This window comes from Xanthomonas populi (assembly GCF_002940065.1).
Taxonomy (GTDB): domain Bacteria; phylum Pseudomonadota; class Gammaproteobacteria; order Xanthomonadales; family Xanthomonadaceae; genus Xanthomonas; species Xanthomonas populi.
The window spans coordinates 1-21,658 of the sequence record NZ_MDEJ01000046.1 but is presented as its reverse complement, the minus strand read 5'-3'; the positions used below and the strand labels follow the sequence as shown (position 1 = coordinate 21,658).

Sequence of the window (21,658 nt, the reverse complement as noted above, 5' to 3'; positions counted from 1 at the left end):
CGACCTGCATCGCCCTCATCTCTTCGGCAGCTGCGCGCAGTGTTTGTTAGCCGCGCTTTGTCAGGAGATTGCCATGCCTTCGCAACACAACAGCGGCTTGCCGCCGTCCATTCTTGTTTCCAGCCACGACCTCGCCCGGCGTGAGGCCTTGCTCGATTACCCGCGTTCAACAAGCACCCGGATACCACTGCGCTGAGCGACCAACTGGGCCGCGCACGGGTTGTGGCGCCCGACCAGATTCCTGGCGATGCACTCCCGCATCGATTGCAAAGATGAGCTGCATGGCGAACGACATACGCTCACCCTTGTGTATCCGCACGAGGCCAATGTACAGCGCAGCCGCATTTTGGTGCTGGCGCCGGTTGGCATCGCGCTGCCTGGGGTGTCGGTCGGCCCGAGCATCGACTGGCGCACGCCTGACGGACGCGATCTGCGTACGCGCGTGAGCGCCGTGAACTATCAACATGCACTGGCTGGCGCCTGACTTCCCACGCCAGGCGCGCTACCGTAGCGCGCTGCGTCCTATCCACTGATCTGTTCCACGATTCGAGAGTACCCGCATGACTGCATCTCCCTCCAAGCTTGCCCAGTTGCGTGACCTGTCCGTGGTCGTTGCCGACACCGGCGACTATGACGCCATCAAGCGCCTCAAGCCGGTCGACTGCACCACCAATCCCACCCTGGTCAAAAAAGCGCTGGACCTGCCGGTCTATGCCGATCTGATCGAGCGCGAACTGGCCTGGGGCCGCGAACACGGCGGCGACGATCGCACCAGCACCGTCAACGAAGTGGCCGACCGCCTCACCATCGGCGTGGGCGTCAAGCTGGCCGAATTGGTACCGGGGCGTGTCTCCACCGAGGTCGATGCCGACCTGGCGCACGACACTGAAGCCACCATCGCCAAGGCGCGCAAGTTCATTGCGATGTATGCAGAGCGCGGCGTGTCCAAGGACAAGATCCTGATCAAGATCGCAGCGACCTGGGAAGGCATCGAAGCGGCGCGTCGGCTGCAGCACGAAGGCATCGACTGCAATCTGACGCTGATCTTCAACCGCTCGCAGGCATTGGCCTGCGCAGAGGCCGGCGTGTTCCTGATCTCGCCGTTCGTTGGCCGAATTCTGGATTACTACGTCGCTCAGGGGCAGACCCCGGCCAGCATCGACGAAGACCCGGGTGTGGCCTTCGTGCGCACGGTGTACAACGAATTCAAACAGCGTGGCTCGTCCACGGTGGTGATGGGCGCTTCGTTCCGCTCCACCGCGCAGATCGAAGCGCTCGCCGGTTGCGATCGTCTGACCATCTCGCCGGAGCTGTTGGAAAAGCTCGATGCCGAACATGGCGAACTGCCGCGCAAGCTCTGGACCGCGCACGCCGACAACGCGCAGATCACCCCGATCGACAGCAACAGCTTCGCCACCGATCTGGCCGCCGACCCGATGGCCACCGACAAGCTGGCCAGCGGCATCGACGCCTTCGCAAAGGATCTGCAGGCACTACGCAAGACCATCACCGACAAGCTAGCCGGCTGATTTTCTATCGTGGTTGTATGACACCAACGCCTGCAGCTTTCTGGATGCGGGCGTTGTCGTTTCTGGCGTTTCATTCAGCGCCTTCTTCCACAAAACGCTGACAACCGCAGCGCGCGCGCTGCGAGAATCCAGTTTCTTCCACGAGTGCAGCGGACAATGGCAACTATTGCAGTCGTGGACGCCGATCTGTGGATCCTGCCCGGCAGCGAGCGTTGGCAAGCCGGCGAGATTCCCGGACTAAGAGCGGCTTGTTGGTCGAACGCGTGCAACACCAGCGCCCGGTCGCGGCGATCTGCGATGCCACCATCGCATTGGCCTATACCGGTTTGCTCGATGACCGCGCACATACAAGCAACTCGCTGGCCTTTCTGCAAGAGCACGTGGTGCCGTACGCGGGCGCTGCGCAATACCGTCACGAAAAAGTCGTCACTGCCGATGGCGTCATCACCGCACCCGGCACCAGCCCGGTCGGTTTCGCGCTCGCCTGCATGCGACTGCTGCATCCGGAACGCACCGACATGCTTTCGCAACTGCGCGGCATGTTCGCCGGTGAATTCGTCTGACATAGCAAATTTGATTCGGCGGATCTGAACCGGCGGATCTGCTTGGCTGCACTGATCCACTGCTGCGTCGCAGGCGCTGCCTTGCGAGTGCCGCACAAAAAAAGATGGCCACGCTGTCTCCAACGTAGCCATTCAAGTTGCCTGGCATGCACTCCCATGCGCTGCCTGATCGTGATAACGCTGCCGATCACTATTGGCCATCGGCACGTCACCACGAGGTGGATGACAGCGCTCAATCCGGCCCGCCTTTCCGTCAGGCATCCAGCCCGATCGGGCAGCTCACTCCCGTTCCGCCAAGCCCGCAATACCCATTGGGATGCTTGGCGAGATATTGCTGGTGATCGTCTTCGGCGTAATAGAACGTGGGCGCCGGGAAACGGATCTCCGTGGTGATTGCGCCATACCCGGCTGCGTCCAGTTGTTGCTGGTACGCATCGCGGCTGGCAAGCGCAGCGTCGTATTGCTCCTGTGTCGTGCAATAGATCGACGAGCGGTATTGCGTGCCCACGTCGTTGCCTTGTTGCATGCCCTGGGTGGGGTCGTGGCTTTCCCAGAACGTGCGCAGAAATTGCGCAAACGACACCGACAGTGCGTCATAGACCACCAACACCGCCTCGGTGTGGCCAGTCTGTCCGGAACACACTTCGGCATAAGTCGCATTCGGTGTTTCGCCGCCGGCGTAACCCACTGCCGTGCTGTACACCCCTGGCACGTCCCAGAACTTGCGTTCTGCGCCCCAGAAGCAGCCAAGCCCGAATTGCACTTGGGACAGGCCAGTGAACTCCCCGCGCAACGGATGACCGTTGATCAGGTGCGTGTTGTGCAGCGGCAGCGCTTGCTCGCGTCCTGGTAACGCTTCGCCTGGACGTGGCATGCGTTGTTTGAAGGCGCCGATTCCCAGCATGGTGCAACTCCGCAATCGTGAGGATTGCCTGCTGGATGGCGCCTGCCGTCGCAGCTTTCAAGCCGCGACGGCGAATGCACCATTACTTCTTGGTCAACGAGGCGGTGGCGGTGTCCACTTCCGGCATCGCCGAGCTGTGGTGATTGATTATCAGCCACTTGTCGTCGCGCTTTTCGTACACGAAGGTGTAACGCGCCTGCACCTTGCTCTTCTTGCCGTCCTTGTCGGTCAGGGTGAAGGTGTAGACGCCGGCATCCACTGCGCTGTCTTCATCGAGCACGCGCACGGTGCGGTAGTTGACGACGCCCTGCGGCTTCTTGGTCAGGAACATCTCGAAGTACTTTTCGATCTGCGCCCGCGAGGCGCGCACTTCGTTGGAGACGGTCGGCAGCAGCACCCCGTCCGGTGCGTACAGATCGGCCACCTTGTGCGGGTTACCGGTGGCCAGCGCCGCATTCCAGGTGTCGAACAGCGCAGCGACTTCGCGCTCTTCGCCGCCGGCCTGCAGCTTGGCCTTGTCGGTGTAGTGCATCACGCCGCCAGCCAGCGCCGGGGAGGCAGCCAGAGCCAAAACCAGAGAGAAGAGGGTGGGACGCATGGGGGAATCTCCGTGTAGTTGATGGGGGTAGCTCATTGGGCGAGCTCAGTATCGAAATCGAGCGACCGCGAAAATTCTGCCGATCAGCCTATACTCAAATAGGCTGATCGGCCTAGAGGCAGGACATGGAAACCCACACCAATGCTGGCGATTGGCGCCTTGCGCTACGGCGCGACGCCGCCGATAGCGCACGTTGGCACGCGCTGCGGGAGACCGCTGTGGCGCTGCGTCAGGCACAGACCCAGGAGCAGGCCTGCGATGCGGTGCTGGGGCGCGTGTTGCTGTTGCTGGGGCTGGAACATGGCGCGGTGCTGGCGCAACGCGGTCCGCGCGCGCAGGTGCTCGCCAGCCGCGGCCGCGCGCTGCCGCCCGGCGCCAGTGCTGCCGGCGACAGCCATGAGGCGACCTGGTTGATGCCGCCGCGCCCGGCCAATATGCGCGAAGCCAAGGTACCGGTCCATGCGCTGGGCAGCACCCACGGCATGCTGTGCGTGGCCTGGAACGACAGCCGCCCCGCTCCCGGCAACGACGATGTGCAAGCGCTGCAGGCCTTCGCGCTGTTGCTGCCGGCAATGGTGGCCGAGCCGGCCAAACCCCTGACCACACGCCGGCGCAAACCGATGCAGGACGATCGCCTCGGCGCGCTGAGCAAACGCGAGAAACAGGTGCTGTCGCTGCTCCCGCGCGGGCTCACCAACGCCACGCTCGCAGCTGAACTGGGGATTTCTCCCGGCACGGTAAAAGTGCATGTGGAGCGAATCCTGCAGAAACTTGAGGTAAAAGATCGCACCCAGGCTGCGGTGTACGCGGTCCATGCCGGACTCGCGCTATGAATGCTTTGGCGGTGCGTTGGAACGATTGGCCGATCACCCGCAAAAGTCTGGCGGTGGTGACCTTGCCGCTGCTGTTGCTGGCGGTCGCACTGATGGCGATCTACAGCGTGGAGCGGCAGAACATCGCCGCCGAAAACGACGTGCGGCAGACGCTGGAAGTGCTGAGCGATCTATACGAAGCGCACTCGCTGCTGGCCGAAGCCGCAGCCGGCGTGCGCGGTTATCGACTGGTGCGCCGCGATGAATTCCTCACCCCGTATCGCGATGCCGAACCGCGTTTGCAACGGGTGGCCGAGCGGCTGTCGCAACGCATCACCGACCCGGGGCAGGCACAGCGGTTTGCGCGCATCAAGCCGTTATTTGCCGAAAAAATGCAGGGGTGGCGCCGTTTGCTTGCACCGGATCTGAGCCGTGAAGAAGAGATCCGCCAGCTCTGGGACGGCAAGTACAAGCTCGACATCCTGCGTGCCGAATTGCGCGAACTGCGCAACTACGAAACCGCGCAATTGCAGGTGCGTACCGCCAAGGCGCAAGGATTGCGCCAGCGCAATCTCATCATTACCTTGAGCGCGGCAATGCTTGGTGGCTTGGGCGCGGTATTCGCGGTGGCGTGGTTCGCCTCGGCGCTCTCCGGGCGCCTGCGCACCTTGGCGGCTAACGCAGATCGGCTGGGTGAAGGCTTGCCGCTGGCACCGCAGCCGCGTGCCGGCGATGAGTTGGGCCAGGTTGGCCAGCGCCTGGCGCAAGCCAGCGAACTGCTCGCCGCACGTGCGGCCGAAGCGCAATTGGCACGTCGCGAGGCGGAAACCGCAAACCGCGCAAAGACCGAATTCCTCTCGCGCAGCAGCCACGAATTACGCACGCCGCTCAATGCGATCCTGGGCTACGCGCAGGTGCTGGAAATGGATCTGCCCGAGCCCGGGCATCGCCGTCATTTGCAGCACATTCTGGATGCCGGCCGGCATCTGCTAGGGCTGATCACCGAGTTGCTGGACATCGCGCGTATCGAGGCCGATCAGCTGGACCTCAGCCCGGAGCCGATCTCGGTGCGTGCCGCCGTTCACGAAGCCCTGGGCCTGATCGCGCCAGACGCGGACAAGTACGGAATCACGCTGCAACCGGCCGCCATCGACGGACCGTGGACGGTGCGCGCCGATGCGCAGCGGCTGCGTCAGGTGCTGCTCAATCTGTTGTCGAACGCGGTCAAGTTCAATCGCACTGGCGGCCAAGTGCAGGTGAGCGCGCAGCCAGATGGCGAGCAGGTGCGCATCACCGTTGCAGACCAGGGAGCGGGGCTGACGCCGGCGCAGATCGAACGCCTGTTCACGCCGTTCGAGCGGCTGGGCGCAGAGCGCTCGGCGGTGGAAGGCACCGGTCTGGGGCTGGCGCTGAGCAAGCGGCTGATCGAAGCGATGGGCGGGCACATCGGTGTGGACAGCAGCCGCGATGGCGCACGCTTCTGGATCGCACTACCGCAGGGCGACCCGCAACGCAGCGAGCCGGCGCGCACCATCCTGCCGCCGAGCAATGCCGGCAGCGGCGTGTGCCGGCTGCTGAGCATCGAAGACAACCCGTCCAACCAAGCCTTGATCCGCACGCTCAGCGAACGTCGCCCGGAATGGCAGCTGCTCGAAGCGGCCAGCCTGGCGCAGGCGCGCGAGCTACTGGCGCACGGCATGCCGGATCTGATTTTGCTGGATCTGCACCTGAGCGACGGCAACGGCGAAGAATTGCTGCGCGAGTTGCAGACCCAGCCGGCCACTGCGGATCTACCGGTGGTGGTGATCAGTGCCGATGCCACCACTGCCACGTTGGCGCGTGTGGGTCATCAGGGCGTGCGCGCGTATCTGACCAAACCGCTCGACGTGGCGGAATTCTTCACTGTGATCGACAGGCTGCTGGCATGACACGCGACGAAATCCTGGGTTCCCGCATCCTCATCGTCGACGACGAGCCAGCCAATGTGCGGCTGCTCGAAGACCTGTTGCAGCGCGAAGGCTTTCAACAGGTGATCGCCACCACCGACCCGCTGCGAGTAATGGGGCTGGTGTCGGCGTTTGCGCCGGACCTGATCCTGCTGGATCTGAAAATGCCCGAGCTGGATGGCTACGCGCTGCTGGAGCAACTGGCGCGGCTATCGGACCCCGCCCATTTTTTGCCGGTGATCGTGCTCACCGCCGACCCCAGCCGCAGCGCGCGCCACCGTGCATTGGGCCTGGGCGCCAAGGACTTTCTCACCAAACCGCTGGACACCTTCGAGGTTGCGCTACGGGTCTGGAACGTGGCCGAAACCACCGTGCTGTTCAAGCGACTGCGCGCCTTGGCAGCGCCTGATGCGGCGCCGCCGGGGTGGCGTCAGCAGAGTTAGGTTTTTTAGAGCGGATGTTCTGCGGCTTGGCTGCAAGGCCCTTGCCCGGCCACCATCGCGGGACACGCCGCAAGTCCATCCTTGTAGGCTCTTACGCGGCATCCATGCCGCGTAAGGTTCCGCGACGCTGGCCGGGCAAGGACCAGTCGAGAGTGTCGGTGCGCATGGTTTTCAACAAAGCAACCAGCAGACTCTCTGGCGCGGTGTCCTCACCGATTGCGGGACCGTGTGGCGGCATGGATGCCGCCACCGAGCCTCCACGGACGGATTCACGGCGTGTCCCGCGAGCGGTGAGGGCATCGCGCCCTCGACCACCTAGGCTCTTGACCTAGACATTTGACTGCACCTATGACACACCACGACTCGAAAGAGTAGCTAACAAACGACTGCTCGACCGCTCGCTACGTGCCGATTGCCGCCATGAATATCACACCGCCCGCGTGACCTCGCCGCACAACCCGATCTGAGCCAGCACCGCCTGCGCCTGACTCAGGTGCAGGTCGGCCACGCAGACCTGCAGCACGCCGAACGTCGGCAGTTCGCCGGCACCGCCCAACAGCGATTCGCCGAAGACGAACGCGGTGATTCCCGCATCTTCCAGCGCATGCTTGGCCAGGTGCGCGTCGATGATATGACTGGCGCGATAAGCGATCTGCATGGTCAGTGACGCCCCAGACGTTCGCGCTCGGCGCCCTGCTTCCACTCGCGCACTGTCGGCAAGGCGTCCAGTGCAGCCAGAGAATCGCCAGCGGCTTCAAAAAGCGGTACCCCGTCGCTGGCAAAGCGCAGCGCGACCGGTGTAAACATCGCATCGACAACGCCGAAGTCACCGCACAGGAACTGCCAGGCATGGCTGTGCTCGGCGCGCAGGCTGGCACACAGCGCCTGGATGCGGGTGATGTCGCGCTCGGCGGCTTCATCCCAGTGCGCGGGGCCAGGCGCGCGGGCCAGATCCATCGGCAATTGGGTACGCAAGGCGGCAAAGCCGGAATGCATTTGCACCGCGGCGACGCGTGCCTGCGCCGGCACGGACAGGTCGGCCGGCCAGCCGCGCCCAGCGAACCAGCGCTCGTTGACGTAGTCGCAGATCGCCAGCGAATCTCAGACATGCAGGGCGCCGTCCCATAGCACCGGCACCTGCCGGGTCGGCGAATATCCGGCGATGCGGGCCTGAAATTCGGGCGTATCCAGCGGCAGCGCGATTTCCTCGAACAGCACTTGGAAGTGCCGCAGCAGCAGCCACGGGCGCAGCGACCAGGAGGATAGGGTCTCGTCGCCGATCACCAGGCGGGGCAATGGCATACGTGGGGGGTACTCCGACTGATCGGCGCAGCGTACGCGTCAGCGGCGATGCCGGCCAGCCCGTTGTGTTGTCTGCCGCTGCGGCTTGGACATCAGTGGAGCCAACATGCAGCAAACCCGTGCAGGACGCCCGCCAGCAAGGCGCTTGCCCGCATGAGCAACGCGCGCAGGCGCCAAATGTCCGGCCACCCACACGCGTCCTACCCCTAAACCGGTGCCACCGCCTAAACTTGTGGTCTACCTATTGCTGATGCGCGCATGTCCGAGACCCTAGCCACCGATGCCACCGCCCCGGCGGAGAAGAAAGACTTCATCCGCCAGATCGTCCGCGAGGATCTGGCCAGCGGCAAGCACACGGTCATCCGCACCCGCTTCCCGCCCGAGCCCAACGGCTATCTGCACATTGGCCACGCCAAGGCGATCTGCCTGGATTTCGGCCTGGCGGCCGAGTTCGGCGGGCTGTGCAACCTGCGCCTGGACGACACCAACCCGGCCAGGGAAGACCCCGAGTTCGTGGTCGCCATCCAGGACGACGTGCGCTGGCTGGGCTTCGAATGGGCGCAGCTGCGCCATGCATCGGACTATTTCGAGGTGTATTACCTGGCCGCGGAAAAACTGATCCGCGACGGTCATGCCTTCGTCTGCGATCTGTCCGCCGAGCAGGTGCGCGAGTATCGCGGCACGCTGACCGAGCCCGGCCGCAATTCGCCGTTCCGCCAGCGCAGTGCCGACGAAAACCTTGAGCTGTTCCGGCGCATGCGGGCCGGCGAATTCCCCGATGGCGCGCGCACGCTGCGCGCGAAGATCGACATGAGCAGCGGCAACATCAACCTGCGCGACCCGGCGCTGTACCGCATCAAGCACGTCGAGCATCAAAACACCGGCAATACGTGGCCGATCTACCCGATGTACGACTTCGCGCATTCGCTGGGCGATGCGGTGGAAGGCATCACCCATTCGCTGTGCACGCTGGAATTCGAAGACCATCGCCCGCTCTACGACTGGTGCGTGGACAAGATGGACCTGGCCGCGCATCCGGAACTGCTGCAGCCGCTGCTGGATAAAGGCCTGCCGCGCCAGGCAGCCAGGCCGCGCCAGATCGAGTTCTCGCGCCTCAACATCAACTACACAGTGATGAGCAAGCGCAAGCTCACCGCACTGGTGGAAGAACAGCTGGTGGATGGCTGGGACGACCCGCGCATGTACACACTGCAGGGCCTGCGTCGTCGCGGTTATACGCCAGCGGCGATACGTTTGTTCGTGGACCGGGTCGGCATCAGCAAACAGAATTCGCTGATCGATTTCTCGGTGCTGGAAGGCTGCCTGCGCGAAGATCTGGACGCGGCTGCCGCACGCCGCATGGCGGTGATCGATCCGATCAAGATGGTGCTGAGCAACCTGCCGGAAGGGCATAGCGAAACGCTGAATTTTTCCAATCATCCCAAGGACGAAAGCTTCGGCACGCGCGAGGTGCCGTTCTCGCGTGAGCTGTGGATCCAGCGCGAAGATTTTGCCGAAGTGCCGCCCAAGGGGTGGAAGCGTCTGGTGCCTGGCGGCGAAGTACGCCTGCGCGGTGCCGGCATTGCGCGCGTGGACGAGGTGATCAAGAACGAGGCCGGCGAGATTGTCGAGTTGCGTGGCTGGCTGGATCCGGAATCGCGTCCGGGCATGGAAGGCGCCAATCGCAAGATCAAGGGCACCATCCATTGGGTCAGCGCCGCGCATGCGGTGGAGGCGGAAATCCGCTTGTACGACCGCTTGTTTTCGGTGGAAAAGCCCGATGACGAATCCGAAGGCAAGACCTACCGCGACTATCTCAACCCCGAGTCCAAGCGCAGCGTGCGCGGGTATGTGGAGCCGAGCGCCGCGCTGGCTGCGCCCGAACAAGCGTTTCAGTTCGAGCGTACCGGTTATTTCGTTGCCGACCGTCGCGACCATCGCACCGCCACGCCGGTATTCAATCGCAGCGTGACCTTGCGCGACACCTGGGCCAAGTGAGTCAGCATGCGCACCAGACGGCGATCATCCGGTGCGGCAGCGGCTGTTGAACGGCCGCTGTGATGCATGGCGCGGTGATGCACAGCGCGCTGGTGTTGGCGCGTTGATCAGCAACATGCTGCGTCGTTTATGCGTACATCGCAATGCCAGGATCAAGCAGCGATCTTCCCGCGCGAAATGACAGAAGACATGGCAAGTCGATATGTCGCGCTTTGCAGCTTTCTGCGCGGCATAACGGAGAAGCGGCATGCGTGAGCGCTTGATAGTAGGCGTCGCCTGCGGGATCGGTGCAGGTGCGCTGTGGGGATTGGTGTTTCTGGCGCCGCAATTATTGGCGGCGTTTACGCCGTTGCAATTGACCGTGGCACGCTATCTGTCGTATGGCGCAGTGGCGGCCTTGGTGCTGGCGCCGCGCGCGCGCCAGACCGCTGCGCGGTTGGGTCGCGCCGAGTGGTGGGCGCTGGCGCGACTGGGCTTGCTGGGCAATCTGATCTATTACGTCCTGCTCGGCAGCGCGGTGCAGTGGGCCGGCAGCGCGGCGACCGCGCTGATCATCGGCCTGTTGCCGGTGGTGGTCACCGTGATCGGCACGCATGCCGCGGGCGCGGTGCAATTGCGACGCCTGGCTGCGCCGTGCGTGTTGTGCGTCATTGGCGTGGCGCTGGTCGCACTCGAGACGTTGCAACACGATTCCGGCCAGCACGCCAGCGATCGCGCCACCCCCATCGCCGGCCTGCTCTGCGCGTTCGGTGCATTGGCGTCGTGGTCGGCCTATTCGATCGCCAATGCGCGCTGGCTGCGGCAGCGCCCGGACCTGTCCGGCGTCGATTGGTCGCTACTGACCGGCGTGGTCACCGGCGCACTGGCGCTGTTGCTGGCACCGGCCGCTCTGATCGGCAGCGCGGCGCACGCACCGATCGAATGGGCAAGTTTCTGGGGCATTTCGTTGTTGCTGGGCATCCTGGCATCGGTGATCGGCAACGCCTTGTGGAATCGAGCCAGCCGCGTACTACCACTGACCCTGGTCGGCCAGATGATCGTGTTCGAAACCGTGTTCGCGCTGCTGTACGGCTTTGCCTGGGAAATGCGCCTGCCCACGCCGCTGGAGCTGGCCGCCATCGCCTGTCTGCTGGTCGGGGTGTTGTGGTGCGCAGCGCTGCATGCGGAAGCCAAATGACGCAAACAGCTGGCGTGCGTTTTCTGCCTGAAGCATGGTCGAGTGCGCGATGCCCTCACCGCCCGCAGGACACGCCGTGCATCCATCCATGCAGCAACGGTGTTGATCAGGGNGCCCGTCCATCGGCTAGGTGCCGGCCGTTGGCCGGCACGCTTTTGCGTAGGATGATGGCCGCCGAGTGCGCCCAGGCTGGACGCATGGCGGCTCTTTCAGCGCGCACGCGCGCATGGAGGATGACCCGCATCTTGCGCATCACCGCCACGATGGCGGCCTTGCCTTCCCCGTTGAGCGTCTTCACCGCGGCCACGTGCGGTTGCTTGATGAGCAGCGTCTTCAGCTGCCCGGCGATCCGTTTATCCAGCCGCGCCACACTGCGCAGAAGCTGGTTCACGTTGCCCTGCAGTCTCTTTGCGCATTGGCGCGCGCCACCGCCAGTTCGGCGTGCTGCAAGGCATTTCGCGCTTCCAGCTCGTCGCCCCCCTGTCGCCTCCAGCACCACCTGCCGCACCGACAGCGTACCCAGCCAATCTACACGCTTCTGGTGGCCGCCTGAGGGGTTGGTGAACTGACCGGTCTCGCCTTGAAAAACCGTGACGTCCAGGGAGTTGTTGCACGCATCGATCCCGATTCCGCTCATAGGCAATCTCCGCCAGGCTGGACATGTCCAGAGCTCCCTCGCTTGCCCAGTCTTCTCGTGTCGCGTGTCACCTCGGGCACCTGTTCGGCCGGATCAAGGGCGCATCCGGCGTGGGCATCAAGCTCCAAGGCGATCGTTCAGATCCATGCTCCAACGGTGGCCAACGCCGGCTCTCGCCCCCCCAAACTGCCAGATTCCTAACAGAGAAGGCGCCGTGGCGGCATCCATGCCGCAGGGTCCCGCAAGCGGTGATGACATCGCACCAGAAAGTCTGCCGTTGCTTTGTTAAGAACCATGCAAACCGACCATCGCGACTGGTCATTGTCCGACCACCGTCGCGGGACCTTATGCGGCATGGATGCCGCATAAGCGCCTACACGGACGTACGTGCGGGCTGTCCCGCGATGGTGGGCGGGCAAGGACTGTGCAACCAAGCCGCAGATCAGCCGCTCTAAAACCGATCTAACAGCCTTCTCCAATCGCTTCATCACCAGTAGCCTGGTCCAGAGCGTCTAGATCCAGACGAAACGGTGGTAACTGCCCCACGTCTCGCCACACTCCGCACATCAGGGGCTTACCATGGCAGCTCACATGTCCTGATCGGAGCAGCCGCATGTCCCGTCCTTTGTCCTGGTGTCTGAGCAGCCTGTTGTTGATGGCTTGTCTTGTGGCGATCGGCTGTGTGGCCCCCCTCCGGACCGATGCGGCCACGCCGCCTCCGGCGACCGGCACAGCAACCGGCAAACCGATCACCGTCCCCACCAACTGTCGCACCGACGCCGATTGCACGGTGAAGAACGTCGGCAATTGCTGCGGCGCATTCCCCGCCTGCGTCAACGTCAACAGTGCAACCGACCCCAAGGGCGTGATGGCGCAGTGCCAAGCCCGCGGCATGATGAGCGTGTGCGGCTTCCGCGAGATCAGCGCCTGCCAGTGCGTGGCTGGCCAATGTGCCGCAAAGCACGCGCAGGCCGATACACTGCGCCCCGTTCCCCCCTCTACAGACATGGTCCACTGATGCTTTACGCGCACGTGCGCCTCACGCTGCCCGGCTGGATTCACGCGCATGTCGAGGACAGCCGCGCCTATCCCAGCGACGCCGACAAGGTGGCGCTGGCGATCGAGCTGTCGCGGATGAACGTGCAGGAGCGCAGCGGCGGCCCGTTTGGTGCGGTGGTGTTCGGCCCGGATCACCGCATCATTGCCGCGGCGGTGAACCGCGTGGTGGCGCAGACCACCTCGCTGGCGCATGCTGAAAACATGGCCTACATGCTCGCGCAGCAGCGCCTGCAGACGCCACGCCTGAACGATGTGCTGTCGCCGGTGACGCTGGCCACGTCCGCGCAGCCGTGCTGCCAGTGCTACGGCGCCACGGTGTGGGCAGGTATCGACCGCCTGCTGATTGGCGCACGCGCCGAAGACGTGATGGCACTGACCGAATTCGACGAAGGCCCGCTGCCTGCCGATTGGGTGGGCGAGCTTACCCGCCGCGGCATCGAGGTGGTGCGGGACGTGCAGCGTGAGCAGGCGTGTGCGGTGCTGCGCGACTATGGCGAGGGCGGCGGTGACCATTATTGATCTCGCACGCATTGATCACGCACGCCAGGCACTGCGATGAGCGGACTGCTGTGTTATTGCCGCCAGGGCTTCGAACCTGAGCTGGCTGCAGAATTGAGCGCGCGCGCCGCATTCGTCGGTATTGCCGGCTATGCGCGCACGCAGCGCAACGATGGCTATGTGCTGTTTGTCTGCGATGAAGCCGCACAGCTGGCTGCAAAGCTGCACTGCCGCGAGTTGATCTTCGCGCGGCAGAAGCTGGTGGTGATTGCCGAACTGAAAGGCATCGATCCCAAGGACCGCATCACGCCGATTCTTGCCGCGTTAGAAGGGCAACAGCGCTTCGGCGATCTGTGGGTAGAGCACCCGGATTCGGATGCGGGCAAGCCGTTGGCAGGGCTGGCACGCAGCTTCGGCAATGCGCTACGCCCGGCCTTGCGCAAGGCTGGCCTGCTCACCGACAAACCGCAGCCGCGCCAGGCACGCCTGCATATCTGCTTTCTCGATGGCGACCACGCCTTGCTGGCAGTGGCCGACAGCGCCGACAGCGCACCGTGGCCGCTGGGCATTCCACGTTTGAAGTTATTGCCGGAGGCGCCATCGCGCTCGGCGCTCAAGCTCGACGAAGCGCTGCTCACCCTGCTCACACCGGAAGAACGCGAAGCGCTGGTCAAGCCCGGCATGCGCGCGGCCGATCTGGGCGCGGCACCCGGCGGCTGGACCTGGGTGCTCACCCGCCAGCACGTGCATGTCACCAGCGTCGACAACGGCCCGCTACGCGAGCATGTATTGGACACCGGGTTGGTCGAGCATCTGCGCGCCGACGGGTTTCATTGGAAGCCTGCGCAACCGCTGGACTGGATGGTCTGCGACATGGTCGAACAACCGCGCCGCGTGGCCGAACGCATGGCCACCTGGATTCGCGAAGGCTGGTGCCGCAACACCATCTTCAACCTCAAATTGCCGATGAAAAAGCGTTGGGATGAAACGCGCCTGTGCCTGGACCTGTTCGAGCAGCAGTCTGAGAAATCGCTGATGGTGCGCGCCAAGCAGCTGTATCACGATCGCGAAGAGATCACGGTGCTGGCAATCCGCGAGTGAGGGTTGGGGAATCGGGAGTGCGCAATCGAAGAAGCGGGGGGACTGGCGGCGGCAACCATGTGGTTGCTGGCGCGCTGGAGCCTGCTGATGTGCATGCCACCACGCCGAGGGGAACATCAAGCCTGCCTGAGCAGGCGCCCGGTTCGCAGCAGCGGCATGAGCACGGCATCTGCTCTACATCTGGATTGCAAGGCCTCTTCGTATCTGAAGGCCTCTTCGTTCTTGGTGGCGGCAAGCTGGTTTGAGCCAGCCTGTTCTCTCAGCTAAGGCCGCCTCGCTCCGCTGATTGCCGGAGCGGGCCACGCTCACAGCACGACCCGCTTGCTGCCCTCACGTGCCGAGCGGTAGATCGCATCAACGATGCGGATGTCGCGCAGGCCTTCTTCGCCGGGAACACGCAGCGGGGTGCCGTTGATGATCGCCAGCGCGTCTTCATCCATCTGTAGTGCCTGCTGGTGCGGCACCTTGGCGTCGAATACGCGCCCGTCGCTGGCCTTGCCGGTCACGCCCTGATAGCTCTGGAACGGCGACAACTCGTACCAACCGCGCTCGCATTCGGCGCCTAGCACATTCATATTTTTCCCGAAGCTGGTCTTGCACTCGACGCGTACTGCATTGGGGAATTCCAGGGTGAAGTCCATATGCTCGTCGACTTCGTCGAACAGCTCGGGACGATCGGTCCAGCGTTTGGCGGTTACTGCCAGCGGTTCGGTGCCCACCGTGTAGCGCGCAGCATTGAGCGAATACACGCCCATGTCGTACATCGCGCCGCCGCCGAATTGCGAACGCAATCGCCACGGACGATCGGCCTTGGTTGCATCGCGATAGCCGTTGTAACCGGCCTCGGCACGCACGCGCTGCATGGCGCCGAACGGCTTCTCGCTGGCCATCGCAATCAAACCACGCGTATTGGTCTCGTGCTGCATGCGGTAGCCGATCGTCAGCGCCACCTTGTTGCGTTTGCAGGCATTGATCATCGCCTCGCATTCGCTGGCATGCAGCGCCATCGGCTTTTCGCACCAAACATGCTTGCCGGCCGCAGCCGCGCGCAAGGTCAGCGGCGCATGTAGATGCGTGGGCGTGACGATATACACCACATCGATCTCGTCGTTGTCCGCAATGCGATCGAAGTTTTCGTAGTTGTAGACGTTGCGCTCGGCAATGCCGTACTTGGCTTGCCACTGCGGAATCTTCGACGGTGTGCCGGTGACGATGCCGACCAGCTTGCAATGCTTGGTCAAGGCCAGGCCCGGCGCGAGCTGCTCGCTGGCATAGCTGCCCAGACCGGCCAACGCCACATTGAGCGGTTTTCCAGGCTTTTTCTTCGGCAATACCCAGCCAGGTGCTGCAAGCAGAATGCCTGCACTGCCAAAGGCAGCGAGCAAGCGGCGCCGTGTGATCGATTCCACAGACATGCAAACCTCCTTCGCAAGATGAGAGCGGCTGACACACCATTGCGGGCAGTCGTCAGGTGCTTGCGACGACGACTCAAACCGCAGTGTCAGTGGGTACATGCCGCACCAAGGACCCATCGCACCCGCCCGAAGATGGGCGCAGTGGTGCTGTTGGTCGCTCGTCGGCCAATGCTGCCCGGGCACCTTACTTGATCGTGCGTGATCACCGCCATGATCGCTGCGCACGTTCTGGCACACTGCGAAAGATCCACTCTGGAGCCTGCCGTATGATCGCTGTTGACCGCCTGCGTTTCCTGCCAGTGGCGTTGCTGTTGTCCAGCTCGCTGGCGATCGCGACCGATGCGCCATTCGTTGCACGCGACCTGATCGGCGATGGTGCCTTCACCCACAATGCCGAAGGTCCTGCGGCAGGACCGGATGGTGCGATCTACGCGGTAAATTTGGGCAAAGACGGCACCATCTGGCGCATCAGCTTGCACGCCGATGGCAGCGCAAAAGCCGAAGTCTTTGTGACCTTGCCCGAAGGCAGCACCGGCAATGGCATCCGCTTTCGCCAAGGCGTGATGTATGTGGCCGATGACACCGGCCACAAGATTTTGCGAGTGAACATGCAAACGCGCGCAGTGAGCACCTTCGCCTCGCTGCCCGACGCCGATGGCCCCAACGATCTGGCGCTCGCGCCCGATGGCAGCTTCTATGCAAGCGACCCGAACTGGAAAGACAACAGCGGGCGCTTGTGGCACGTCAGTCGCGATGGCGTGGTCCAATTACTGGAGGCCGGCATGACCACGCCCAACGGGCTGGACGTCAGCCCCGACGGCAAGCATCTCTACGTCAACGAAAGCATGTCGCGCAAGGTATGGGTATACGACCGCGTCGGCGGCGGCCTGCGCAACAAACGCCTGCTGATCGAATTCCCCGACTTCGGTATGGACGGCATGCGCTGCGATGCCGACGGCAATCTCTACATCGGCCGCTACGATGCCGGGCAGATTGCGGTGGTCTCGCCACGGGGAAAATTGCTGCGCACGGTCGCACTGAAAGGACGCAAGGCCAGCAACGTCGCGTTCGGTGGCAAAGATGGCAAGCAGGTGTTTGTCACCTTGCAGGATCGCGGCGCAATTGAAACGTTCAGATCCGATCACCCAGGGCGCGAAACCGGACGCTGAAACTGCTGCGCGCGTCGCATTGGTTCTCAGGCCGCGCAACAGCGTCCTGGCATCCTGCAGGTCACCTGTGGAGGACTCCCCATGCAACCGATCGAACTCAAGAACGCAGCCGCGTTTGGCAACGAATTTCTGCGCCTGACCCTGCTGCAGGGTTTCCAGTCACTGACCAAGCGCGATCTGGAATTGCTGATCTTCGTGCTGCTCGAACGCGATGGCGCCATCTCGCGCAACAGCTCAAATACGCTGGTCGCGCTGCACCTGCGGGTGACCTCGGCCAAGGTCAAGGCACTGCGCCGCGAAGGCTATGCGCGCTGGCGCTCGCTGGTGCCCGAAGAAGGCGACGCAGCGATACAGCGCATCGTTGCCAACGTGCTCACCGAAGACAATCTGCGCTCCGGTGCCAAGCACGTCAGCGAACGCAGCCGCAAGGAAGGGTTTCTGGTGGTGCGCATCGAACACCCGGACGACGCGCAGCAATTCGAGCAGGCCATTCTCGATGTCGGCGCGCTGCCGGTGTACGAGCGCAATCGCGAAGTGGTCGCAGTGCGCTTCGACACGCTGTTGAAGATCGCCGAACGTTGGGGCTATCTGCAGCCGGATCCACAGGCCACCGTGCGCGAACTGCAAAAACTGACGCCTACCGCTGAAGAAGTCTCGGATCTGCTGAAGAAGGACATCGCGCAACTGCGTTGGGAAGACGTGCGCCGCGCGCTCAACAGCCTCGGTGCCAAGGCCGTGGCCAGCACTGCCGAGGGCGGCTTGACGGGCTTGTTGAAAATCGTGTTTCCGTTCATTCCGGGCTGAGCGGTGGAACAGGCAGGCGTCAACGTGCAATCTCCTGTGGTGCGCCGATGCCCCATGTATCGCGTTGCCCTTGCGGCTTGCCCGGGCAAAGCGCAGACGCTGTCGCGATACGCCGAGCGCGCGTTGTATGTACCCCAACGTGCCTGACACGCTCTATGCTCGCCGTCTGCTCCACATCAGGGGGATCTGATGACCGCCATTCGTACTGCCTCGTTCTCCGTGTTACTGCTGCTCGGCAGCACGGCTTTCGCGCAACAAACGCCAACACCCGCCAGCAGCATGCCGATGATCGATGTACCCAACGTCATTCGCACACAACCGCTGTCCAGCGGCGAAGTCGCCCACCAGGCTCAGTTGGAGCGCCCGCGCGGCGAATCCAGCGTGATCGTGCGTTCGATCCAACCCAGCAGCGTGATCGGCAGCTACCGTATCGATTTTCAGGCCATGGATAGCGATGGTGACGGCAGCATCAGCCGCGCCGAAGCGCAGGCTAACCCCGCGCTTGCCGATGAATTCGATGCGCTCGACACGCGCCACAGCGGCCAACTGACCCGCGAACAACTCGCCGGCTGGTTGATCCAGTAAGTAAACCCGAAGCATCCGACAACGAGCGTGTGTGTCGGCACTACGCAGGCGCGCACTGCGCGTCGTCTGTCGTTGCATTCGTCTGTCGTTGCATTTGCATCTTGCAGCGCCCGCTTTGGTCGGCCAGATTGTATTTCACGGATACAATCTGGATGGATCGATGACCGCTCGCCTGGCACTTGTCGCAGACCTTGGCTACCAACTGCAACTGGCCGCATTGGCGTCCAGCCATGCTGCGCGTCAGGAGCTGGCCGAGCTGCACCTCACCCCGGCGCGCGTTACCGCGTTGATCCATATCCGCGACCAGCCCGGTTGCGACCAGACCGAACTCGGTAACCGCCTGCTGGTCAATCGCGCCGCCGGCATGAAGATCGCCAACGTGCTGGCCGAGCAAGGCCTGATCGAACGCCTGGCCGGTCGCGATCGGCGCAGCAAGGGCCTTTACCTCACGCCATCGGGCGAACGCACGCTTGGCATGGCACAGGCCTGCCTGGCGCGCGCGGTCGAGCGTACCTGCAGCGATCTGCAGGCCGCCGAGCGCCAAACACTGCTGCGCCTGCTGTGCAAATTGAACGCCAGCGCCGCACTGGAATGGCCCAGCGTGGCAGATAACGCGCTGACCGAAGACCTCTGATCCCCGCACCATTACGACTCCAAGGAGACGCCGCTTGAACGAGCATGACGTGGTATCGGTTCGCATCGAAAACCGCATTGCCTGGGTAAAGTTCGCACGCCCCGACAAGCGCAATGCGATGAGCCCGGCGCTCAATCGCCGCATGATGGATGTGCTGGACGAGCTGGAATTCGACGACAACGTCGGCGTGCTGGTGCTCGGCGGCGAAGGCACCGCCTGGTCGGCCGGCATGGATCTGAAGGAATACTTCCGCGAAACCGAAGCGCAGGGCCTGCGTGGCGTGCGTCGCTCGCAGCGCGAATCCTACGGTTGGTTCCGTCGCCTGAGGTGGTATCAGAAGCCCACCATCGCGATGGTCAATGGCTGGTGCTTCGGTGGTGGCTTCGGCCCGCTGTTCGCCTGCGATCTGGCGATTGCCGCCGATGAAGCGCAGTTTGGCCTGTCGGAAATCAACTGGGGCATTCTGCCAGGCGGCGGCGTGACCAAAGTCGCAGTGGAACTGCTGTCCATACGCGATGCGATGTGGATGACGCTGACCGGCGAAATGGTCGACGGCAAGAAAGCGGCCGAGTGGCGCCTGGTCAACGAAAGCGTGCCGCTGGAACAGCTGGAAACGCGCACGCGCGAAGTGGCAGAGTTGCTGCTCAAGAAGAATCCGGTCGCGCTGAAGTACGCAAAAGATGCGGTGCGTCGCGTTGGCACCATGACTTACGACGAAGCCGAAGATTATCTGGTGCGCATGCAGGAAGATGCCAATTCGTTCGACAACAACGCCCGCAAGGAAGGCATCCGTCAGTTCATCGACGAGAAGAGCTACAAGCCCGGCCTGGGCGAATACGACCTCACCAAAAACAGCGCCTAGACACGTTCTACGGCGTCTGAAGCGATGCGTGCAGCACACGCATCGCTGGCGCTGCCAGCGGTTTTCGCACCGAGGAGGCAGTATGGAAGCCTTATCCGCAACCATGCGCGGGATCGCCGCGCGTGGGCCGTTGGGCCTGTTCATCGATGGTCAGTGGCGCGCAAGCACCGGCGATCGCTATGTGGATGTGATCGCGCCGCAAACCGAAGAACGCCTGCTGCGTTACACCGAACCCTCGTCTGCCGATACCGATGCGGCAGTCGCTACCGCACGAGCCGCATTCGACACCGGCCCCTGGCCGCAACTGTCGCCGCCCGAACGCGGGGTGGTGCTCAAGCGCATTGCCGAACACCTGCGTGCACGCATGCCAGAGCTGGCAGAAGCCTGGACCGGTCAGGTCGGCGCCACCATCGGCTTCAGCCGCCGCGCCTCGCAGCAAGCGCCCGGCTTGTTCGACTACTACGGCGATCTGGTCGCTACCCATCCCTTCATCGAACCGCGTGCACGCGCCCACGGTGGCCGCGTGCACGTCTTGCAAGAACCAGTGGGCGTGGTCGCGGCGATCACGCCATGGAACGCGCCGCTGGTGCTGCTCTGTTACAAGGTCGCCGCCGCATTGGCCGCCGGTTGCACGGTGGTGGCCAAGCATTCGCCGGAAACGCCGATCGATGCCTACATCCTGGCCGAATGCATCAGCGCCGCCGGTATGCCCGATGGCGTGTTCAACCTGTTGCCGGCAGGTCGCGAGGTCGGCAAACAATTGATCCGTCATCCGCAGGTGGACAAGGTGAGCTTCACCGGTTCCACCCAGGCTGGCCGATCGATCAGCATCGCATGTGCAGAGCGTCTGGCGCGGGTCGAACTGGAGCTAGGCGGCAAGTCGGCCGCGATCGTGCTCGATGACGCCGATATCGCCAAGGTGCTGCGCAGCCTGGTGCCCTACTCTATGCCGATCAGCGGCCAGGTGTGCTTCGCACTCACCCGCATGCTGGTGCCGGCGCAGCGACGCGAAGAGATCCTGCAGGCCTATTGCGCGGCCTTGAGTGCACTCAAGCTCGGCGACCCGTTCGCCGCCGATACCGGCATGGGCCCGTTGGCGCTTGGCCGCCAGCTCGAGCGCGTGCAGTCCTACATCGCACAAGGCAGCGCCGAGGGCGCGCGTCTGATCATGGGCGGCGGCCGCCCGGCCCACTTACCGCGTGGTTTTTTTATCGAGCCAACGGTATTCGCCAAGGTGACACCGGACATGACCATCGCGCGCGAAGAGATCTTCGGCCCGGTGGCGAGCTTTATCGATTATCACGATGAAGCCGATCTGATCGCCAAAACCAATGCCGGCGATTACGGCCTGCATGGCACGGTCTACAGCGAATATCCCGAGCGCGCGTATCGCATCGCACGCCGCGTGCGCAGCGGTAGTCATTCGATCAATGGCATGTGGGTGGACAGCGAGATGCCGTTCGGTGGCTTTAAAAACTCCGGTATCGGCCGCGAAGGCGGTATCGAAGGCTTACACGCTTTCCTCGAAACCAGAACCATTTACAGGAGCCTCTAAAAACCCCATCAATCTGCCATCATTGACTTGACGCCCTGCCAGCGGAGAACGACAGACATGATCAGCT

19 protein-coding genes and 3 pseudogenes are annotated in these 21,658 nt (G+C 63.4%); 17 read left to right on the top strand and 5 right to left on the bottom strand.

The genetic code is table 11. From position 1 onward, the window contains the following. The first annotated feature begins 73 nt into the window (after positions 1-73). The 3 genes and pseudogenes from XpopCFBP1817_RS09485 to XpopCFBP1817_RS09475 form a co-directional block, all read left to right on the top strand. Positions 74-484, top strand: a pseudogene (locus XpopCFBP1817_RS09485) (GreA/GreB family elongation factor). A gap of 76 nt (positions 485-560) precedes the next feature. Continuing rightward, on the top strand, positions 561-1,529 hold the full coding sequence (locus XpopCFBP1817_RS09480; protein ID WP_128416940.1) for a transaldolase: 969 nt from the start codon (positions 561-563) through the stop codon (positions 1,527-1,529). Between the two features lie 174 nt (positions 1,530-1,703). Then, positions 1,704-2,092, top strand: a pseudogene (locus tag XpopCFBP1817_RS09475) (DJ-1/PfpI family protein); the annotation flags it as partial. A 253-nt stretch (positions 2,093-2,345) separates the two neighbouring features. Here the strand turns inward: XpopCFBP1817_RS09475 and msrA are convergent. Further along, on the bottom strand, positions 2,346-2,996 hold the full coding sequence (gene msrA / locus XpopCFBP1817_RS09470) for a peptide-methionine (S)-S-oxide reductase MsrA (RefSeq protein ID WP_128416939.1): 651 nt from the start codon (positions 2,994-2,996) through the stop codon (positions 2,346-2,348). An 82-nt stretch (positions 2,997-3,078) separates the two neighbouring features. Then, the gene (locus XpopCFBP1817_RS09465; protein WP_128416938.1) at positions 3,079-3,594 is read right to left on the bottom strand and encodes an SgcJ/EcaC family oxidoreductase; all 516 of its coding nucleotides are present in this window, start codon (positions 3,592-3,594) and stop codon (positions 3,079-3,081) included. 125 nt (positions 3,595-3,719) lie between these two features. Here XpopCFBP1817_RS09465 and XpopCFBP1817_RS09460 point away from each other — a divergent pair, with 125 nt between their 5' ends. The 3 genes from XpopCFBP1817_RS09460 to XpopCFBP1817_RS09450 are packed head-to-tail and all read left to right on the top strand — an operon-like array spanning position 3,720 to position 6,795. Beyond that, positions 3,720-4,427, top strand: a complete 708-nt coding sequence (locus XpopCFBP1817_RS09460; RefSeq protein WP_128416937.1) for a helix-turn-helix transcriptional regulator — start codon at positions 3,720-3,722, stop codon at positions 4,425-4,427. Then, entirely contained in the window at positions 4,424-6,334 is a 1,911-nt protein-coding gene (locus XpopCFBP1817_RS09455) for an ATP-binding protein (protein ID WP_128416936.1), read from the top strand. Before XpopCFBP1817_RS09460 ends, XpopCFBP1817_RS09455 begins: the two co-directional genes overlap by 4 nt. After that, positions 6,331-6,795 carry a response regulator gene (locus XpopCFBP1817_RS09450; RefSeq protein ID WP_128416935.1) on the top strand — a complete coding sequence of 155 codons (465 nt, stop codon included), beginning with the start codon at positions 6,331-6,333 and terminating at the stop codon, positions 6,793-6,795. The genes XpopCFBP1817_RS09455 and XpopCFBP1817_RS09450 overlap by 4 nt, the downstream gene beginning before the upstream one ends. 427 nt (positions 6,796-7,222) lie before the next feature. Here the strand turns inward: XpopCFBP1817_RS09450 and XpopCFBP1817_RS09445 are convergent, their stop codons facing one another. After that, positions 7,223-7,453, bottom strand: a complete 231-nt coding sequence (locus XpopCFBP1817_RS09445) for a putative signal transducing protein (protein WP_128416934.1) — start codon at positions 7,451-7,453, stop codon at positions 7,223-7,225. A gap of 2 nt (positions 7,454-7,455) precedes the next feature. Beyond that, positions 7,456-8,097 (bottom strand): annotated as a pseudogene (locus XpopCFBP1817_RS09440) (glutathione S-transferase). A 258-nt stretch (positions 8,098-8,355) separates the two neighbouring features. Here XpopCFBP1817_RS09440 and XpopCFBP1817_RS09435 point away from each other — a divergent pair. The 5 genes from XpopCFBP1817_RS09435 to rlmM all read left to right on the top strand — a co-directional run bounded on the left by XpopCFBP1817_RS09435 (position 8,356) and on the right by rlmM (position 14,567). Beyond that, positions 8,356-10,095 carry a glutamine--tRNA ligase/YqeY domain fusion protein gene (locus XpopCFBP1817_RS09435; protein WP_128416933.1) on the top strand — a complete coding sequence of 580 codons (1,740 nt, stop codon included), beginning with the start codon at positions 8,356-8,358 and terminating at the stop codon, positions 10,093-10,095. Positions 10,096-10,342: 247 nt separating this feature from the next. Next, complete coding sequence (locus XpopCFBP1817_RS09430; protein ID WP_128416932.1) at positions 10,343-11,272, top strand: DMT family transporter; 930 nt, start codon at positions 10,343-10,345, stop codon at positions 11,270-11,272. 1,250 nt (positions 11,273-12,522) lie between these two features. Beyond that, positions 12,523-12,927: a hypothetical protein gene (locus tag XpopCFBP1817_RS09415; protein WP_128416930.1), complete on the top strand. Its 405-nt coding sequence runs from the start codon at positions 12,523-12,525 to the stop codon at positions 12,925-12,927. After that, the gene (locus XpopCFBP1817_RS09410; protein ID WP_128416929.1) at positions 12,927-13,487 is read left to right on the top strand and encodes a nucleoside deaminase; all 561 of its coding nucleotides are present in this window, start codon (positions 12,927-12,929) and stop codon (positions 13,485-13,487) included. The genes XpopCFBP1817_RS09415 and XpopCFBP1817_RS09410 overlap by 1 nt, the downstream gene beginning before the upstream one ends. Positions 13,488-13,523: 36 nt before the next feature. Continuing rightward, positions 13,524-14,567 (top strand): 23S rRNA (cytidine(2498)-2'-O)-methyltransferase RlmM, encoded by a 1,044-nt coding sequence (gene rlmM / locus XpopCFBP1817_RS09405; protein ID WP_128416928.1) that lies wholly within the window; start codon positions 13,524-13,526, stop codon positions 14,565-14,567. A gap of 305 nt (positions 14,568-14,872) precedes the next feature. Here the strand turns inward: rlmM and XpopCFBP1817_RS09400 are convergent, their stop codons facing one another. Continuing rightward, complete coding sequence (locus XpopCFBP1817_RS09400; RefSeq protein WP_128416927.1) at positions 14,873-15,982, bottom strand: Gfo/Idh/MocA family protein; 1,110 nt, start codon at positions 15,980-15,982, stop codon at positions 14,873-14,875. Between the two features lie 266 nt (positions 15,983-16,248). Here XpopCFBP1817_RS09400 and XpopCFBP1817_RS09395 point away from each other — a divergent pair, with 266 nt between their 5' ends. From XpopCFBP1817_RS09395 to XpopCFBP1817_RS09370, 6 genes are all read left to right on the top strand, one after another. Next, positions 16,249-17,151 carry an SMP-30/gluconolactonase/LRE family protein gene (locus XpopCFBP1817_RS09395; protein WP_128416926.1) on the top strand — a complete coding sequence of 301 codons (903 nt, stop codon included), beginning with the start codon at positions 16,249-16,251 and terminating at the stop codon, positions 17,149-17,151. 81 nt (positions 17,152-17,232) lie between these two features. After that, positions 17,233-17,955, top strand: a complete 723-nt coding sequence (locus XpopCFBP1817_RS09390) for a hypothetical protein (protein ID WP_128416925.1) — start codon at positions 17,233-17,235, stop codon at positions 17,953-17,955. Positions 17,956-18,144: 189 nt separating this feature from the next. After that, positions 18,145-18,540 (top strand): EF-hand domain-containing protein, encoded by a 396-nt coding sequence (locus XpopCFBP1817_RS09385; protein ID WP_167393887.1) that lies wholly within the window; start codon positions 18,145-18,147, stop codon positions 18,538-18,540. A gap of 160 nt (positions 18,541-18,700) precedes the next feature. After that, positions 18,701-19,174 carry a MarR family winged helix-turn-helix transcriptional regulator gene (locus XpopCFBP1817_RS09380; protein ID WP_128416923.1) on the top strand — a complete coding sequence of 158 codons (474 nt, stop codon included), beginning with the start codon at positions 18,701-18,703 and terminating at the stop codon, positions 19,172-19,174. 34 nt (positions 19,175-19,208) lie between these two features. After that, on the top strand, positions 19,209-20,036 hold the full coding sequence (locus XpopCFBP1817_RS09375) for a p-hydroxycinnamoyl CoA hydratase/lyase (protein ID WP_128416922.1): 828 nt from the start codon (positions 19,209-19,211) through the stop codon (positions 20,034-20,036). Between the two features lie 82 nt (positions 20,037-20,118). Next, positions 20,119-21,591, top strand: a complete 1,473-nt coding sequence (locus XpopCFBP1817_RS09370; protein WP_128416921.1) for an aldehyde dehydrogenase — start codon at positions 20,119-20,121, stop codon at positions 21,589-21,591. The last annotated feature ends 67 nt before the right edge of the window (positions 21,592-21,658 follow it).

What these genes read in the sequence shown, in the direction of transcription:
- XpopCFBP1817_RS09435 (WP_128416933.1), top strand. Translation starts at nt 8,356, where the DNA reads ATGTCCGAGACCCTAGCCACCGATGCCACCGCCCCGGCGGAGAAGAAA.
- XpopCFBP1817_RS09380 (WP_128416923.1), top strand. Translation starts at nt 18,701, where the DNA reads ATGACCGCTCGCCTGGCACTTGTCGCAGACCTTGGCTACCAACTGCAA.
- XpopCFBP1817_RS09395 (WP_128416926.1), top strand. Translation starts at nt 16,249, where the DNA reads ATGATCGCTGTTGACCGCCTGCGTTTCCTGCCAGTGGCGTTGCTGTTG.
- XpopCFBP1817_RS09385 (WP_167393887.1), top strand. Translation starts at nt 18,145, where the DNA reads ATGACCGCCATTCGTACTGCCTCGTTCTCCGTGTTACTGCTGCTCGGC.
- XpopCFBP1817_RS09465 (WP_128416938.1), bottom strand. Translation starts at nt 3,594, where the DNA reads ATGCGTCCCACCCTCTTCTCTCTGGTTTTGGCTCTGGCTGCCTCCCCG.
- XpopCFBP1817_RS09410 (WP_128416929.1), top strand. Translation starts at nt 12,927, where the DNA reads ATGCTTTACGCGCACGTGCGCCTCACGCTGCCCGGCTGGATTCACGCG.
- rlmM (WP_128416928.1), top strand. Translation starts at nt 13,524, where the DNA reads ATGAGCGGACTGCTGTGTTATTGCCGCCAGGGCTTCGAACCTGAGCTG.
- XpopCFBP1817_RS09445 (WP_128416934.1), bottom strand. Translation starts at nt 7,453, where the DNA reads ATGCAGATCGCTTATCGCGCCAGTCATATCATCGACGCGCACCTGGCC.
- XpopCFBP1817_RS09450 (WP_128416935.1), top strand. Translation starts at nt 6,331, where the DNA reads ATGACACGCGACGAAATCCTGGGTTCCCGCATCCTCATCGTCGACGAC.
- msrA (WP_128416939.1), bottom strand. Translation starts at nt 2,996, where the DNA reads ATGCTGGGAATCGGCGCCTTCAAACAACGCATGCCACGTCCAGGCGAA.
- XpopCFBP1817_RS09460 (WP_128416937.1), top strand. Translation starts at nt 3,720, where the DNA reads ATGGAAACCCACACCAATGCTGGCGATTGGCGCCTTGCGCTACGGCGC.
- XpopCFBP1817_RS09390 (WP_128416925.1), top strand. Translation starts at nt 17,233, where the DNA reads ATGCAACCGATCGAACTCAAGAACGCAGCCGCGTTTGGCAACGAATTT.
- XpopCFBP1817_RS09400 (WP_128416927.1), bottom strand. Translation starts at nt 15,982, where the DNA reads ATGTCTGTGGAATCGATCACACGGCGCCGCTTGCTCGCTGCCTTTGGC.
- XpopCFBP1817_RS09480 (WP_128416940.1), top strand. Translation starts at nt 561, where the DNA reads ATGACTGCATCTCCCTCCAAGCTTGCCCAGTTGCGTGACCTGTCCGTG.
- XpopCFBP1817_RS09430 (WP_128416932.1), top strand. Translation starts at nt 10,343, where the DNA reads ATGCGTGAGCGCTTGATAGTAGGCGTCGCCTGCGGGATCGGTGCAGGT.
- XpopCFBP1817_RS09415 (WP_128416930.1), top strand. Translation starts at nt 12,523, where the DNA reads ATGTCCCGTCCTTTGTCCTGGTGTCTGAGCAGCCTGTTGTTGATGGCT.
- XpopCFBP1817_RS09455 (WP_128416936.1), top strand. Translation starts at nt 4,424, where the DNA reads ATGAATGCTTTGGCGGTGCGTTGGAACGATTGGCCGATCACCCGCAAA.
- XpopCFBP1817_RS09370 (WP_128416921.1), top strand. Translation starts at nt 20,119, where the DNA reads ATGGAAGCCTTATCCGCAACCATGCGCGGGATCGCCGCGCGTGGGCCG.